12 protein-coding genes and 1 other annotated feature are annotated in these 14565 nt (G+C 40.4%); of the genes, 1 reads left to right on the top strand and 11 read right to left on the bottom strand.

From position 1 onward, the window contains the following. Window positions 1-49: 49 nt before the first annotated feature. From uvrC to JCM9152_RS06930, 10 genes are all read right to left on the bottom strand, one after another. Complete coding sequence (gene uvrC / locus JCM9152_RS06975) at window positions 50-1765, bottom strand: excinuclease ABC subunit UvrC (protein ID WP_052015697.1); 1716 nt, start codon at window positions 1763-1765, stop codon at window positions 50-52. Between the two features lie 192 nt (window positions 1766-1957). Continuing rightward, a complete protein-coding gene (trxA, locus tag JCM9152_RS06970; RefSeq protein ID WP_035342569.1) occupies window positions 1958-2272 on the bottom strand; it encodes a thioredoxin in 315 nt (104 codons plus the stop codon). Window positions 2273-2473: 201 nt separating this feature from the next. After that, the gene (locus JCM9152_RS06965; RefSeq protein ID WP_035342566.1) at window positions 2474-2887 is read right to left on the bottom strand and encodes a DUF350 domain-containing protein; all 414 of its coding nucleotides are present in this window, start codon (window positions 2885-2887) and stop codon (window positions 2474-2476) included. A 14-nt stretch (window positions 2888-2901) separates the two neighbouring features. After that, window positions 2902-5262, bottom strand: a complete 2361-nt coding sequence (locus JCM9152_RS06960) for an endonuclease MutS2 (RefSeq protein WP_035342563.1) — start codon at window positions 5260-5262, stop codon at window positions 2902-2904. A gap of 23 nt (window positions 5263-5285) precedes the next feature. Then, entirely contained in the window at window positions 5286-7001 is a 1716-nt protein-coding gene (gene polX / locus JCM9152_RS06955) for a DNA polymerase/3'-5' exonuclease PolX (RefSeq protein WP_035342560.1), read from the bottom strand. Between the two features lie 168 nt (window positions 7002-7169). After that, window positions 7170-7709, bottom strand: a complete 540-nt coding sequence (locus JCM9152_RS06950) for a CvpA family protein (RefSeq protein ID WP_035342557.1) — start codon at window positions 7707-7709, stop codon at window positions 7170-7172. Between the two features lies 1 nt (window position 7710). Next, window positions 7711-7986, bottom strand: coding sequence for a cell division protein ZapA (gene zapA, locus JCM9152_RS06945; protein ID WP_035342554.1), 276 nt, complete (start codon window positions 7984-7986; stop codon window positions 7711-7713). Window positions 7987-8202: 216 nt separating this feature from the next. After that, window positions 8203-10629: a phenylalanine--tRNA ligase subunit beta gene (gene pheT / locus JCM9152_RS06940; protein ID WP_035342551.1), complete on the bottom strand. Its 2427-nt coding sequence runs from the start codon at window positions 10627-10629 to the stop codon at window positions 8203-8205. A 13-nt stretch (window positions 10630-10642) separates the two neighbouring features. After that, on the bottom strand, window positions 10643-11677 hold the full coding sequence (gene pheS / locus JCM9152_RS06935) for a phenylalanine--tRNA ligase subunit alpha (RefSeq protein WP_035342548.1): 1035 nt from the start codon (window positions 11675-11677) through the stop codon (window positions 10643-10645). Window positions 11678-11736: 59 nt separating this feature from the next. Next, window positions 11737-11950 (bottom strand) — a binding site (T-box leader). A 58-nt stretch (window positions 11951-12008) separates the two neighbouring features. Next, window positions 12009-12764, bottom strand: coding sequence for a TrmH family RNA methyltransferase (locus JCM9152_RS06930; RefSeq protein ID WP_035342545.1), 756 nt, complete (start codon window positions 12762-12764; stop codon window positions 12009-12011). Window positions 12765-12884: 120 nt separating this feature from the next. Here JCM9152_RS06930 and sspI point away from each other — a divergent pair, with 120 nt between their 5' ends. Next, complete coding sequence (gene sspI / locus JCM9152_RS06925; RefSeq protein WP_035342542.1) at window positions 12885-13091, top strand: small acid-soluble spore protein SspI; 207 nt, start codon at window positions 12885-12887, stop codon at window positions 13089-13091. A gap of 300 nt (window positions 13092-13391) precedes the next feature. Here sspI and JCM9152_RS06920 read toward each other — a convergent pair whose 3' ends face one another. Further along, complete coding sequence (locus JCM9152_RS06920) at window positions 13392-14468, bottom strand: M42 family metallopeptidase (RefSeq protein ID WP_035342539.1); 1077 nt, start codon at window positions 14466-14468, stop codon at window positions 13392-13394. Window positions 14469-14565: the final 97 nt, after the last annotated feature.

Here is a 14565-nt window from a genome sequence, read left to right as displayed (position 1 = left end):
AAGGGAAACGTAATTATGCAAAAAGAACAACTATTCAGCTTAAGCCTTCTTAGTTGTTCTTTAATGCTTCTACAATTGCTTCAGCGACTGTAACAGGAATCGATAACGAGACGAATTCGTCTACGCTTGCTTCCTTCATTTTCTTCACGGAACCAAAATGTTTTAGTATCACTTTTTTTCGTTTTTCGCCTACACCCGGGATATCATCAAGTACAGATTGAAAGAGCGATTTTGACCGAGTTTGACGATGAAAACTAATCGCAAACCTGTGTACTTCATCCTGAATACGCTGTAATAAATAAAATTCATGGCTGTCTCTCTTTAGCTGAACAACCTCAGGTGGGTTCCCCATTAATAATTGCGATGTACGATGCTGCTCATCCTTTGCTAAACCACAAACAGGAATACTTAACCCTAATTCATCTTCAACGATTTCTTGAGCTGCGCTTATTTGACCTTTACCGCCATCAATGACAATGAGATCAGGCAACGGAAGTTCTTCTTTCAGCAATCGAACATAACGTCTTCTAACAACTTCCCTCATAGAACCGTAATCATCAGGTCCTTCCACCGTTTTAATTTTATATTTACGATAATCCTTACGGCTCGGCTTGCCATCTAGAAACGTAATCATCGCCGATACAGGATCAACACCTTGGATATTCGAGTTATCAAACGCTTCAATTCGATACGGTGTGGCAATGTTCAAGCGCTCTCCGAGTCTTTCTATCGCTTTAATCGTCCGTTCTTCGTTTCGTTCAATAAGGGAGAATTTCTCTTTTAAGGCAACAGTTGCGTTTTGATTCGCTAATTGTAGCAATTCTTTCTTTTTGCCTCGCTTTGGAACATGAACGGGTATCGACAGCAATTGTTCAAGTAATATCGTCTCCATTTCATCTGGTACTAATAGCTCAGCAGGCTTCAGATGCTCTTTCTTTAAGTAAAATTGGCCAATAAAAGTCATTAAATCATCATGAGCATCTTGGTAATAAGGAAAAATGGAAACATCTCTTTCGATTAGACGTCCTTGTCGAATGAAGAATACTTGGACACACATCCATCCCTTATCGTATGCAAAACCAAATACATCACGATCTAGCCGATCTGAAATCATCATTTTCTGTTTCTCCATTACCACTTCCATATGGCTAATCGTATCACGGAGCTCTTTCGCCCGTTCAAAGTCTAACTCCTCAGAGGCTTTTAACATTCGTGTCTGTAATTGCTCCTTCACCTCTTCATGTCCAGCTCGCAAAAACTTACTAATAGCCTGTACCATTTCTTGATTTTGCTCTTGAGATACGTCATAAACGCACGGTGCTAGACATTGACCAATATGATAATATAAACAAACCTTATCTGGAAGTGTCCGGCATTTTCTAAGGGGATAAATTCGATCTAATAGCTTCTTCGTTTCATTTGCAGCACCTGCATTCGGATAAGGACCGAAATATTTCCCACCATCTTTTTTAACTTTCCTTGTTATGATTAATCGTGGATGCTCTTCATTCGTTAGCTTTAAATAAGGGTAAGACTTATCATCTTTAAGCATGACATTATATTTCGGGTCATGCTTTTTAATTAAGTTCATCTCTAATATAAGTGCCTCAATATTAGAGGAGGTCACAATATATTCAAAATCAACAATTTCACTAACGAGCCGCTGTGTTTTCCCATCATGTGAGCCTGTAAAATACGATCGCACACGATTCTTTAACGATTTAGCCTTTCCAACATAAATGATCGTTCCTTGTCGATCCTTCATTAAATAACAGCCAGGTTCCCCAGGTAATACAGCCAGCTTCTCCTTTAACAAAACGACACCCCCTAAAAAACCGAGATTTCAAAGGGACTCTTTTCAAGTACCCTCTCAGTGGCCTCAGGTTTCATTCTTTCTATAAAAAACGTCTAAAAAGGGAAGCCCTTTTTAGACGCCTTACATCTCTTTCTCAAACAATTATGCATGCTTATTTAATAATTCTGCCAAAGCATCTTTCGGCTGAAAACCAACAACTTGATCGACAACTTCACCATCTTTGAAAACAAGAAGCGTTGGAATACTCATGACGTTATATTTACCAGCTGTTTCTTGGTTATCATCAACATTTAGTTTGACAATCTTCGCTTTATCACCCATTTCTGAATCAAGTTCTTCAAGTACGGGAGCAATCATCTTACAAGGTCCGCACCATGGAGCCCAAAAATCAGCAAGAACGACCCCTTCATTCGTTTCAGAAGAAAATGTTTGATCAGTCACATTTACAATAGCCATTATAATTATCCTCCTCATTGTGAATCTCATTTTTCATGACTAGTATATCATTAGCCATCGTGAAGCGCGAATATGTTGCTCAACTTTATTTTATGCTAATAAACTCAATTATAATAAAAATAAATAAGCTATCCCAGCTAAAATAAAAGCCGCACAACAAACATATAAAATTTTCATCAATGTCTCCATCATTATCCCCTTCTAACGAGCAATTATGCTAGCTCCAATCACATAAGACAACCCAATCGATAACAGCATTGCAATCAAGCCTACCGCTCGATTGTCTCGTTCAATCTCCTCATCTACCTTAAAGCTAGGCGTTAAAAACTCAAAGATAAAGTAACTAAAAAGCAGTAAAAGAAAACCAAATACTCCCCAGCCTAACATCGTAAATAGTGAATCTGAATGTTCAATCGAATGGCGAAAAATATTCACAACCCCAAACACTTTTCCGCCTGTTGCCATTGCAACCGCGATGTTCCCATTTTTTATTTCCTTCCAGTTATTATAACGGGTCACTAATTCAAATACACCTAAAAATAAAATAAGTGCTAAAACAGACACACTATAATAGGCTGCTGTTTGTACAAGCTCATATTCAAATAAGGCTTCCATATGCTCCTCCTCACTTATTTTAATTCAACAACTGTGTTACCGAGACCACCTTCATTCATTCCTCCATCTCGCTCACTTTTCACATGCGGGTGCTTCTTTAATAATTGTTTCACTCCTTTTCGTAAAGCACCGCTTCCTTTTCCGTGAATGATTGAGACTTGGTGATAGCCAGCAAGTATTGCGTCATCAATATACTTCTCAACCCTTCTCATCGCTTCATCGTATCGTTCACCACGTAAATCAAGCTCTGATTTCACATGATGGTCATTTCCCCGTAACATCGCCATTGGCTTTGTCTCTACTTGCTTGGGACGATCGATCAATTGAAGATCGTCGGCTTTCACCTTCATCTTCATAATCCCCATTTGAACTTGATATTCATCATCCGACGCTTTTTCCACAACAAAGCCTTTTTGACCAAAGCTTAATACTTTTACCTCATCACCAGCCTGTATAAATTGCTTTTTCTTTTGCGCTGCTTTTTTCACCTTTTTCTGTTTTGGTGTTAGCTTTGGCGACGCTAAATCTAGATGTTTTTTCGCATCAATAATTTGATGCTCTTTTACAGAGAGCCCTTGCTTCTGCATGTCTCTTAATTCTTCGATAATGACTTCAGCCTCTTCTTTAGCTTTCATGACGGCTTTCTCAGCTTTTTCCTCAGCCGCTTTGAACAAGCGTTCCTTTTGCTTCTCAAATGACTCTAATTCATTCTCAAGCTGCCGTCGAAGTTCATCAGCCTCTTGACGAATCTGCTCAGCCTCATCCCACTCCGATCGTGCCGAACGTTGACTTGTTTCAAGCGAGGCAATCATTGATTCAATTTGATTCGTCTCACTATCAATCTGTTCCTTTGCTCGTTCAATAATCCGTTCATCTAGTCCCAACCGTTGCGAAATCGCAAATGCATTACTTCTACCTGGAACACCAATAAGTAACCGATAGGTCGGTCTTAACGTCTCGACATTGAATTCTACACTTGCATTTATAACACCTTTGCGATTATAAGCATAGCCCTTTAACTCACTATAATGGGTTGTCGCAACCGTACAAGCTCCTTTTTTGTAGACATCATCCAAAATAGCGATAGCCAATGCCGCCCCTTCAGTCGGATCAGTTCCTGCACCAAGTTCATCAAATAAGACAAGGCTTTGAAAATCAACCTGATTCAAAATACCGACAATATTAGTCATATGTGAAGAGAACGTACTTAAGCTTTGCTCAATCGACTGTTCATCACCAATATCAGCAAATATTTTTTTAAAAACGGCTAATTCTGATTCTTCCTCTACTGGCACATGCAATCCAGATTGCGCCATTAATGTTAATAAACCTACCGTTTTTAATGTTACTGTTTTACCACCGGTATTCGGCCCCGTAATAATTAAGGAGCGGTACACTTCACCCAGCTCAATATCAATAGGTACCACTTCTTCATCCTCCAATAATGGATGACGAGCTTTTTTCATATTCATAGAGCCACGGTCATTTAAGATCGGTTTAGTCGCTCGAATTTGCTTTGCATAGCGTGCTTTGGCAAAAATGAAGTCAAGCTCACCTAAAATGGATACATTCTCTAACAATTCCTGAGCAACTTCTGCAACCTGTCCGGTTAATTCAGTTAAAATTCGTTCAATCTCACGTTCTTCCTTACTCTTCGCCTCTCGTAATTGGTTGTTAATCGTCACAACTGCTTGAGGCTCAATAAATAGCGTTGCCCCTGAAGCGGATTGATCATGAACAATCCCTCCAAATGAGCTACGATACTCCTGTTTAACCGGAATAACAAAACGATCATTCCGAATTGTAATAATAGCATCCGAAAGCATCTTTTGCATACTAGATGAACGAATCGTATTTTCTAATTTTGACCTGACCGCAGATTCATAGCTCTTCACTTGTTGTCGAATCGTACGCAACGTTGGACTAGCCGTATCTAGCACTCCACCGTGATCGTCAATACATTGTTTAATCGATTTTTCAATATCCGTTAAGGGAACTATTTGTTCGACATAGTCATACAATCGTGATAATGAGATTTCATCCTCTTCCACCATCTTTGAAATAAAATTTTTTAATCGACGACCACCATAAATCGTACTTGCTATTTCATTTAACTCTGAAGCTGACAGCACCCCACCGATCATCGCTCTCTTTGCATGTGCAGTTATATCAAAAATACCACCTAATGGTACTTGTCCCCTCAACCTTAAGACAGTAGCTCCTTCAGCCGTTTCCTGCTGCCACCTATTCATCTCTTCAAGGTCAAGAGACGGCGTTAAATGATGAAGCTTATTTCTCCCTAACGATGAGGAGACATGCTCACGTATTTGTTCCTTCATTTTCGTATATTCTAATACTCTTAATACCCGTTCCATTGTTTATCTCCTTTTTGTCGTTCTTAATCATGACGCTTTAAGAAGGCAGTCAATTCCTCTAAAGTCCACGTATTGATGACCGATTTAGGAGAAAGCATCGCTTTACGAGCTGTTCCTGTGCCAAAGCTCATTTCAGACAGCCCCTCCACTCGGTGAGCGTCCGTGTTAATGACTACGTTTACTCCTTCCTCGTCGGCCCTCTTTAGCCATCTTGCTGATAAGTCTAATCGGTATGGACTAGCATTTAATTCAAGAGCTGTATTCGTTTCCTTCGCCAATTGAATCAAGTGTTCGACATTGACATTGTACCCTTTCCTTCTTCCTAACACTCTTCCTGTCGGATGGGCGATTATGTCAACATGAGGATTATATAACGCCGTTTTCAAACGTTCCATTATCGTATGCTCATCCTGTTGAAATGAAGAATGAATCGATGCAATCACAAGATCTATTTCAGCTAGTATGTCGTCCTCATAATCCAACGTTCCATCTGGTAATATATCCATTTCAATTCCTGTTAAAATCGTTATATCATCATACTGTTTATTTAGATGACGAATACGTGCATGCTGCTCTTTTAACCGTTCAACCGTTAAGCCATTAGCCACTCTAAGAAACTTCGAATGATCGGTGATCGCGATATAGGAGTAGCCCATTTGTCTTGCCGATTCAACCATTTCTTCAATGGAATTCGCTCCATCACTCCACGTTGAGTGCATATGTAAATCTCCACGAATATCCTCATCCTGTAAGTAAGTTAGCTTTCCGGCTTGTGCTTTTTCAATTTCACCTTGATCTTCTCGTGCTTCTGGAGGGATATACTCTAATTGAAAATGAGCAAAGAAATCCTGCTCCGTTGAAAACGTATGAAGCTCTCCTGTTTCAATGTTCTCAACACCATATTCACTAATTTTTTCTCCACGCTTCTTCGCTAGTTGACGCATTTTCACATTATGATCTTTGGATCCAGTAAAATGGTGTAGCGTTGTTGCGAATTCTTCTTCACTCACGAGGCGAAAATCTATTGATACAGGATACGTTCCGGACACCTCAACGGAAACCTTCGTATCACCACTAGCGATCACATTCGAAATAAACGGTAACGATAGCAACTGCTCTTTCACTTGCTTAGGTGTTAATGTCGCAATGATAAAGTCTAAATCCTTCACATCTTCACGAAGGCGTCTAAAACTTCCTGCCCGAGAAAACCGCTTAATGGAATCTATTGAAGCTAATGCAGCTTCCACCTGCTCAATAACAGGAATCACAAAGGGAAGCGCTAGCCGTTCAGGCCGTGTACCAACTTCTTGAATCGCCGCTAAAATTTTCTCCTCTGTTTTCTTTCCAAATCCTGATAACTGTTGAACTTTCTCTTCTATACATGCTTGCTTTAACGTTTCTATATCTGTCACACCGAGCTCACGATACAGCTTCCCGATTTTCTTACCACCTAAGCCAGGTAAGCTTAAGAGAGCGATTAAGCCTGACGGTAACTCTGCCTTCAATTGCTCTAACAAACTAGATTGACCAGCTTCCTTTAGCTCTATGATGACCTCTGCCGTAGCTTTGCCTATTCCATTCAAAGTAGCAGGGTTATCAATTTCTGCCAATGTACGTTGTTCTGTCTCTAGTGCCTGAGCAGCTTTGCGGTATGCGGCAATTTTAAAAGCATTCTCACCTTTGATTTCTAAATAAATGGCAATATGCTCGAGTGTACGAATTGCATCTTTAATATTCATCTTCCACCGTCCCTTTCCATAGTTCCATCATACCGAGAATTATGACTAAAATGCAACAGAGTCCTCTTGCTATAGCGTCTATCAATCCTTATACCACTTCTTGAATCAAGCCTTCCCTATACGAAAAAATCTGACTCTATCTATTACGTTAGAGTCAGATTGCTATCATTATAGTACATTTCCTTCCCACAACCCTCTTATCCACTCAGACAAGAATGGTGTGTTCGTTAACATATTTTCAGCAACAATCGAACGCTGCAGGTGGTCTTGAACAATATCAATTGGTAGTAACGCCCCAACAATTAAGACAACAAAAATAATTAAATACACTTCAATGAAGCAAAAAATTCCACCTAATAGTTGATTGGCCGTTCGTAAAACTGGTATATGCGCTAAAAAATCTAGCATTGAGCCAATAATATGAAGGATGATTTTCGTTCCGAAGAAAAGAATAGCAAATGCGATCCCCGAATAATAGACACTCTCCGCATCGAACGTTTGAAAGATCATACCTACAGGGCTATCTGTTGAAAATTGTGGATAAGGAATCCAAAGTCGAATAAACGTCGCAAATTCACTAAAATATGAATAGGCTACATATAACGCAGCGACAAAGCTAATTAAATGAATGAGCTGTAAAATAAACCCCCGTCTTCGTCCAATAAAGAAACTACAAATCAATAAAAATATAATTAAAAAGCTAAGCATTTTACTCGTCTCCCGTCGTGCTCCGTTCGCTCTTTTGTTTTAATTGTTCTAATTCTTCTAACACTTTAAAATAATCATCCACGACATTCACCGCTGTCAAAACAGCTAATCGTGTTGTATCTAAGTAAGGGTTATGTTTTTTCACTTCTCGCATTTTCTGATCAACTGCTTTTGCAACTTCTTTTACATAGGCCGGAGACTCTTGACCGACAACCGTATACGGTTGACCATAAATTGAAACTGTGATCCGTTGTTTGTTGTCTTTTTGGTCAGACACAAATATAGCCTCCTATCTCCTCTAAGTGTAAAAATTCCAACTTCTATCTTAACATGAAGTCAACGTGTTGGAAATCCTTTTCTAAAAGTCCCACACATTCCGTTCTTTTTTCATTTTCAGTTTGAATTTTTTCGTTTGCATCCATCATTCATTCGATAGAAAAAAAGATGCTAAAAAGGAGACTATCCTTTTTTAGCATCTACCATTAATGATTGGCTAAGCTCTTAACGTTGCTCCCACTTGTTCTTCTAGTGCTGTCAAAACACGTTCATGAACGTTTGTGACGTCTTCATCCGTTAATGTTTGTTCCAAATCTAAATATGTTAATGAGAAGGCAAGCGATTTCTTGCCTGTTTCCATATGCTCTCCTTCATATAAGTCAAAGAGCTTTACAGACCTTAGTAACCGTCCACCAGTTTGCATAATAACGGCTTCAAGCTCTCCAGCTGAACGAGCTTCATCGACAACTAGAGCAATATCACGAACAATAGCAGGAAATCGTGGTAATTCCTCATAAATAATCGTTTCAGTCTCAAATGTCAGGAGCGCTTCTAGATTTAGCTGGTATACATACGTTTCCTTCAAACCAAGTTCCTTTTGCTTCGTTGGGTGTACTTGACCGATGAAACCTACTTCCTCATCATTTAATTTCACTACAGCCGTTCTACCTGGATGAAGATCCGGCAACTGCGCTTGTTCAAACGTAATCTCGCGCTCAAGCCCAAGTTCATGAAATAATCCCTCAAGAATTCCTTTTGCGACAAAGAAATCAACTGCCTTCCGCTCTCCTTGCCAAACATGTTCATGCCAAACCCCTGTTAAAGCGCCTGCAACCATTTCATGCTCACGTGGCTGCTTTGTTAACGCTTCTTCCTCGCTTAAGAAGATTGAGCCAATTTCATAAACATGAACATCTGTATTCTTTCGGTTCAAATTATAGCTCAGAACATCGAATAAATGAGGGATTAAGCTTGTTCTCATCGTACTACGATCTTCACTCATTGGCATCGATAAACGTACATCACGTAAATGACTTGATTGACCAGCAAACCCTTGAGCTTTTTCTGGACTTGTTAACGAATAAGTAATCACTTGCGACAACCCTGATTTCTCTAAATTTCTACGAACACGTCGACGCTTCTTTTGATAAGGAGACAATCCGCCTTGAGTCGTTGTTCCAATAGGTAATGTGGTCGGAATATGATCATAGCCATATAGGCGAGCAACCTCTTCAAACAGATCCTCTTCTATTTGAATATCTGCTCGTCTCGTTGGAGCCGTCACATACAAAACAGAACCGTCCTGCTCATGCGTAAACCCTAAACGCTCCATAAAGCTAATTACTGTCTCAATCGTCAGCTCCATACCAAGACGTTCATTTAATCGATTGAGATCTAGCTTAACCGTAGCGGGCTCTGCTTGAAGTTCATTTACTTCTACAACTCCTGAAACAATCGTTCCACCTGCAAGCTCTGCTATTAAACCGGCCGCTCGTTTTCCGGCTTCAAGGACACGAGTCGGGTCTACTCCTTTTTCAAAGCGAGCACTTGCTTCACTACGCAAGCCTAAATCTCGTGCTCCCTTTCGCACGGTGACAGGGTTAAAGTAAGCTGCCTCTAATAAAATCGTTGTTGTTCCTTCATGAACCTCAGAGTTAGCTCCGCCCATCACACCTGCAATTGCCACAGGCTCTTTCCCATTTGTAATAAGTAAGTGGTCACTCGTCAACGTCCGTTCTTCATCGTCTAGCGTTACGATTTTCTCCCCATCCTGGGCCCGTCGAACAACGACCTCACTTGAACCAAATCGATCAAAATCAAAGGCATGCAACGGCTGACCATACTCAAGCAACACATAATTCGTTACATCGACAACATTACTAATCGGACGAATTCCTGCAGCCATCAATCGATTTTGAAGCCACAATGGTGAAGGCCCCACCTTTACATCTTTAATCATGATCGCGCCGTAATAAGAGTTATCCTTAATTGAGTCAACATGCACAGAAATGTAATCAGCAGCTTGCTCGTCATTCGTATTCAATTGCACGTGCGGGAGCTTTACTTCTCTCCCATACAACGCGGCAACCTCATAAGCCACTCCAAGCATATTCAAACAATCTGAACGATTCGGAGTTAAGTCTAGCTCTAATACTTCATCATCTAAATTAAGAGCGGCCAATGCATCGCTACCTACCTCTACTTTATCACGAAACACATATATCCCTTCTTGGTACTCCTTCTGAACAAGCTTCCCTTCAATCCCTAATTCTTGCAAGGAACATATCATCCCCTGTGAAATCTCGCCGCGAAGCTTGGCTTTTTTTATTTTAAAATTGCCTGGTAAGACGGCACCAACTTTTGCTACCGCTACATGCTGACCAGCTGCTACATTCGGAGCACCACATACAATTTGTACAGGCTCTTCATCGCCAACATCAACAAGACAAACGTTCAACTTATCAGCATTCGGATGCTGTGAACATTCTTTAACATACCCGACAACAACATTTTTCACACCTTCGCTCAGCTTATGAACGAAGTCAATCTCTATTCCACCGCGTGTCATTTTTTCGGCGATATCACGTGCAGACAAATCTGACACATCGACGTAATCCTGTAACCATTTATAAGAAACAAGCATGATTTTTCCTCCTTTACGCTCGTGTAAATTGTTTTAAAAAGCGAACATCATTCGTGTAGAAGTGACGTATATCATCGATATCATATTTCAACATTGCTAAACGCTCTACACCCATCCCAAAAGCAAATCCGCTATATTTTGCTGGATCAAAGCCACTCATTTCTAGCACTCGAGGATGAACCATTCCAGAACCTAATACTTCAATCCATCCAGACTGCTTACATATTCGGCAACCTTCACCATTACATATCCCGCATGAAACATCAACTTCGACAGATGGCTCTGTAAACGGAAAGAAGCTTGGTCTTAAGCGAATCGAACGATCCTCACCGAAGAATGACTTCGCAAATGATTCTAGCACACCTTTTAAATCACTCATGCGAACCTTCTCATCGACATATAGGCCCTCAATTTGCATAAATTGGTGTGAATGAGTCGCGTCATCATCATCACGACGGAATACCTTCCCTGGACAAATAACTTTAACAGGTCCTTTTCCTTCATGCTGTTCCATCGTACGAGCTTGAACAGGTGACGTATGTGTTCGAAGAAGTAATTCCTCAGTGAAATAGAATGAATCCTGCATATCCCTTGCTGGATGGTCTTTCGGTAAATTCAATGCTTCGAAATTATAATAATCAACTTCTACCTCTGGGCCTTCGGCAACAGAGAAACCTAATCCGGTAAAAATATCTTCTAGCTCTTCCACGACATCCGTTAAAGGGTGTGACGTCCCTACTTGAGTAGGTCGTCCAGGTAACGTAACATCGATTGACTCTTCTGCCAGTTGCTTTTCGACCGCTTCTTGCTCAAGCTTTGCCTCTTTCGCTTCGACATGAGCTTTTATTTCATCACGTACTTCATTAGCCAATTGCCCGACTTTTGGTCGCTCTTCAGCTGATAACTTCCCCATACCTCTTAGTACTTCTGTAATAGGGCCTTTCTTTCCTAAATAAGAAACGCGAACATCCTGTAATGATTTCATATCCGAAGCTACTTCAATTTTCTCTAACGCTTCAGTCTTCAACGCCTCTAAACGTTCTCGCATCATACTTCCTCCTTATTCGTTTACAAATGTAAAATCAACACAAAAAACCCTCATCCCAATCAAGGGACGAAGGTTCGCGGTACCACCCTTATTGCTGTATAAAAAGAAACTCAACAGCATCTTCATTGAACTAACGGACTAAACCGGAACACCTTTTGAGTGTCTGCTCCAGAGTGAATTCAATCAAGCCATTCCAAAAAAGTGCTTCCAGTCTATGGCACCTTCTCCCTAATTGGCGGGTTTTGATCTACTACTCTCTTTCTTTGCATTTACATTATAAACATTTGTTTGTTTTACCATTATAGTGAAAGTTCCCGTTCGTTGCAACTGCTTATCGCCTTAAATGATATAAAAGAATCCCTGTCGCAATCGCTACATTTAACGATTCTGCCTTTCCGTAAATCGGTATATACACATTTTGATTCGTTTGTTTCAGTAGGTCTTGGTCGACTCCTTCACCTTCATTTCCGACAATTAAAGCAAAGGATTCTAGTGGTTCAATTGCCGTATAGGAGCTAGCGTTTTGCAAAGCAGTTCCGAGAATAGGGACTTTCACTTCCTTAAAGGCTCTCACCCATTCTGTCAGTGGTCCATGATAAATCGGAAGGTGAAATAACGAGCCTTGTGACGAGCGTAAGACCTTACTATTAAACGGATCAACACAGCCTTCACCTAAAATCACACCGGTCATTCCTGCTGCATCAGCAGTACGAATGATTGTTCCTAAATTGCCTGGATCTTGTATACGATCAACAAGTAAAAAACAACCATTCCTATTATCGATTTCTCCATCATTCGGTAGCTCACAGATCGCGATAACTCCTTGTGGTGTCATCGTATCAGATAATTCCTTTAAGACGGTTATATGCACCTCAATTCGTTCTGCATCATCCATTTTCCACTCGGCCGGCCACTCTCTTCCTTCTTCAAGAAGAATGTGCTGAACAACGACATTTGATTTTAACGCCTCTTCGATTAAGTGAAAGCCTTCAATGAGAAATTGATTGGCCTTTTCTCTACCCTTCCTTGAATGGAGCTTCTTCCATTGTTTTATTCGTTCATTTTTGACTGAATCAATCCGTTTCATATTGTTCTCCTTTAACCAATAACCGTTTCATTTATCATACCGATTTTTTTGCGGATAATCTAGTAGGAGTTGACGCATAATAACAGCATGAATAAGACTAATATATAGGAGTGATCAACAATGGGATTTAATTTACGTAGTGCTATTATGTCCAATATTAAGGGAAGTTCAGAACAAGATGTTGAGGCGACTATTACAGATGCGATTTCTCGCGGAGAAGAGAAGATGCTCCCAGGGCTTGGCGTGATGTTTGAAGTATATTGGCAGCAAGCATCTGAAGAGCAAAAAGACGCCATGTGTGAACAAATCAGCCAAGGTCTTCAATAAAATATCTCACCAGTAGAATAATCCCTGTGATGGAGCCTCGTTCCGCTATTTAACCATTTGCCTTTTGTTTTTCTCTTATTTTGGCGTATTAGCGGAATGGCTTCCATTCGTAGCGGTTATTACAATAGTTAATTGAAAAGTAAGGTTCTTCAATCAACTGTGTAACGTACGAAATCGACTTCACCCACAAATCCGCCTATACCCTCTTCGATTAAAGAAGAATACTTTCTTCTCTTTTAATATTTTTAAAAAGGGTGTCCAAAAATACCTTTTCGGACACCCTTCATAAGAAATGAATCCCTAATCAAACGTAATCGCTTTTACCGTATCATGATCAAGCTTTTTAATCACTTCGACTATAAGCTTCACCGCATTTTCGTAATCATCACGATGAAGAATAGCTGCATGGGAATGGATATACCGTGTTGCAACTGTAATGGATAAGGCCGGTACGCCATTAGCTGTTAAGTGAATGGCTCCTGAATCGGTTCCACCCCCGGACATTGCATCAAATTGATACGGGATCGATCGTTCATCGGCTATGTCCGTCACAAAATCTCGTAAGCCTTTATGGGAAATCATCGAAGCATCATATAAGACGATTTGTGGACCTTCTCCCATTTTGGCTAACGCTTCTTTTTCTGTTACACCTGGGGTATCTCCAGCAATTCCAACATCAACACCAAAAGCAATATCAGGCTCAATCAAATGTGCCGATGTACGCGCTCCTCGTAACCCGACTTCTTCTTGAACGGTACCAACTCCATAGACGACATTAGGGTGATTGACGCCTTTGAGCTCTCGTAACACATCAATTGCAATAGCACATCCAATGCGATTATCCCATGCTTTCGCCATTAAGTATTTTTCATTTTTCATCACTGTAAAGTCACAAACAGGAACGACCGAATCTCCTGGTCGAACACCAAAATCTAATGCTTCTTCCTTACTTGATGCACCAATATCAATAAACATATCCTTCTTATCGACTGGCTTCCTACGAGCTTCAGGAGGTAAAATATGTGGTGGCTTTGATCCAACAACACCTGGTACATTACCTTTGTTCGTCATAATCGTCACACGTTGGGCAAGCATAACCTGCTCCCACCATCCGCCGACTGTTTGGAAACGGAGAAAGCCTTTATCATCAATACTTGTCACCATAAAGCCAATTTCATCTAGGTGACCGGCAATCATAATTTTCGGGCCATTTTTATCACCTACTTTTTTCGCTACAAGACTTCCTAATCGATCCGTTGTTACTTCATCCGCATACGGAGCAATATGCTTTGTCATAACTTCGCGAACTTCCTTCTCATTTCCGGGTATTCCATTCGCATCCGTTAATTCTTTTAACATGTTTAATCGTACATCCATTATGTAAGCCTCCTTTTTTCAGTGGCCTTTCTTTAAGTTACTAGAAAGGACTTTTTCAGCTATCTTTTAAGTATACAGAAGCCTTTTTCAGACTACA

The sequence above is a fragment of the Halalkalibacter hemicellulosilyticusJCM 9152 genome (assembly GCF_000513115.1).
Classification (GTDB): Bacteria; Bacillota; Bacilli; order Bacillales; family Bacillaceae_D; genus Halalkalibacter; species Halalkalibacter hemicellulosilyticus.
This window is presented reverse-complemented; position numbering and strand designations above follow the sequence as displayed.

Excerpts from the sequence above, each read along its gene's own strand:
- uvrC (WP_052015697.1), bottom strand. The coding sequence starts at position 1,765 with ATGAAGGATCGACAAGGAACGATCATTTATGTTGGAAAGGCTAAATCG.
- trxA (WP_035342569.1), bottom strand. The coding sequence starts at position 2,272 with ATGGCTATTGTAAATGTGACTGATCAAACATTTTCTTCTGAAACGAAT.
- JCM9152_RS06965 (WP_035342566.1), bottom strand. The coding sequence starts at position 2,887 with ATGGAAGCCTTATTTGAATATGAGCTTGTACAAACAGCAGCCTATTAT.
- JCM9152_RS06960 (WP_035342563.1), bottom strand. The coding sequence starts at position 5,262 with ATGGAACGGGTATTAAGAGTATTAGAATATACGAAAATGAAGGAACAA.
- polX (WP_035342560.1), bottom strand. The coding sequence starts at position 7,001 with ATGAATATTAAAGATGCAATTCGTACACTCGAGCATATTGCCATTTAT.
- JCM9152_RS06950 (WP_035342557.1), bottom strand. The coding sequence starts at position 7,709 with ATGCTTAGCTTTTTAATTATATTTTTATTGATTTGTAGTTTCTTTATT.
- pheT (WP_035342551.1), bottom strand. The coding sequence starts at position 10,629 with ATGCTTGTTTCTTATAAATGGTTACAGGATTACGTCGATGTGTCAGAT.
- pheS (WP_035342548.1), bottom strand. The coding sequence starts at position 11,677 with ATGCGAGAACGTTTAGAGGCGTTGAAGACTGAAGCGTTAGAGAAAATT.
- JCM9152_RS06930 (WP_035342545.1), bottom strand. The coding sequence starts at position 12,764 with ATGAAACGGATTGATTCAGTCAAAAATGAACGAATAAAACAATGGAAG.
- sspI (WP_035342542.1), top strand. The coding sequence starts at position 12,885 with ATGGGATTTAATTTACGTAGTGCTATTATGTCCAATATTAAGGGAAGT.
- JCM9152_RS06920 (WP_035342539.1), bottom strand. The coding sequence starts at position 14,468 with ATGGATGTACGATTAAACATGTTAAAAGAATTAACGGATGCGAATGGA.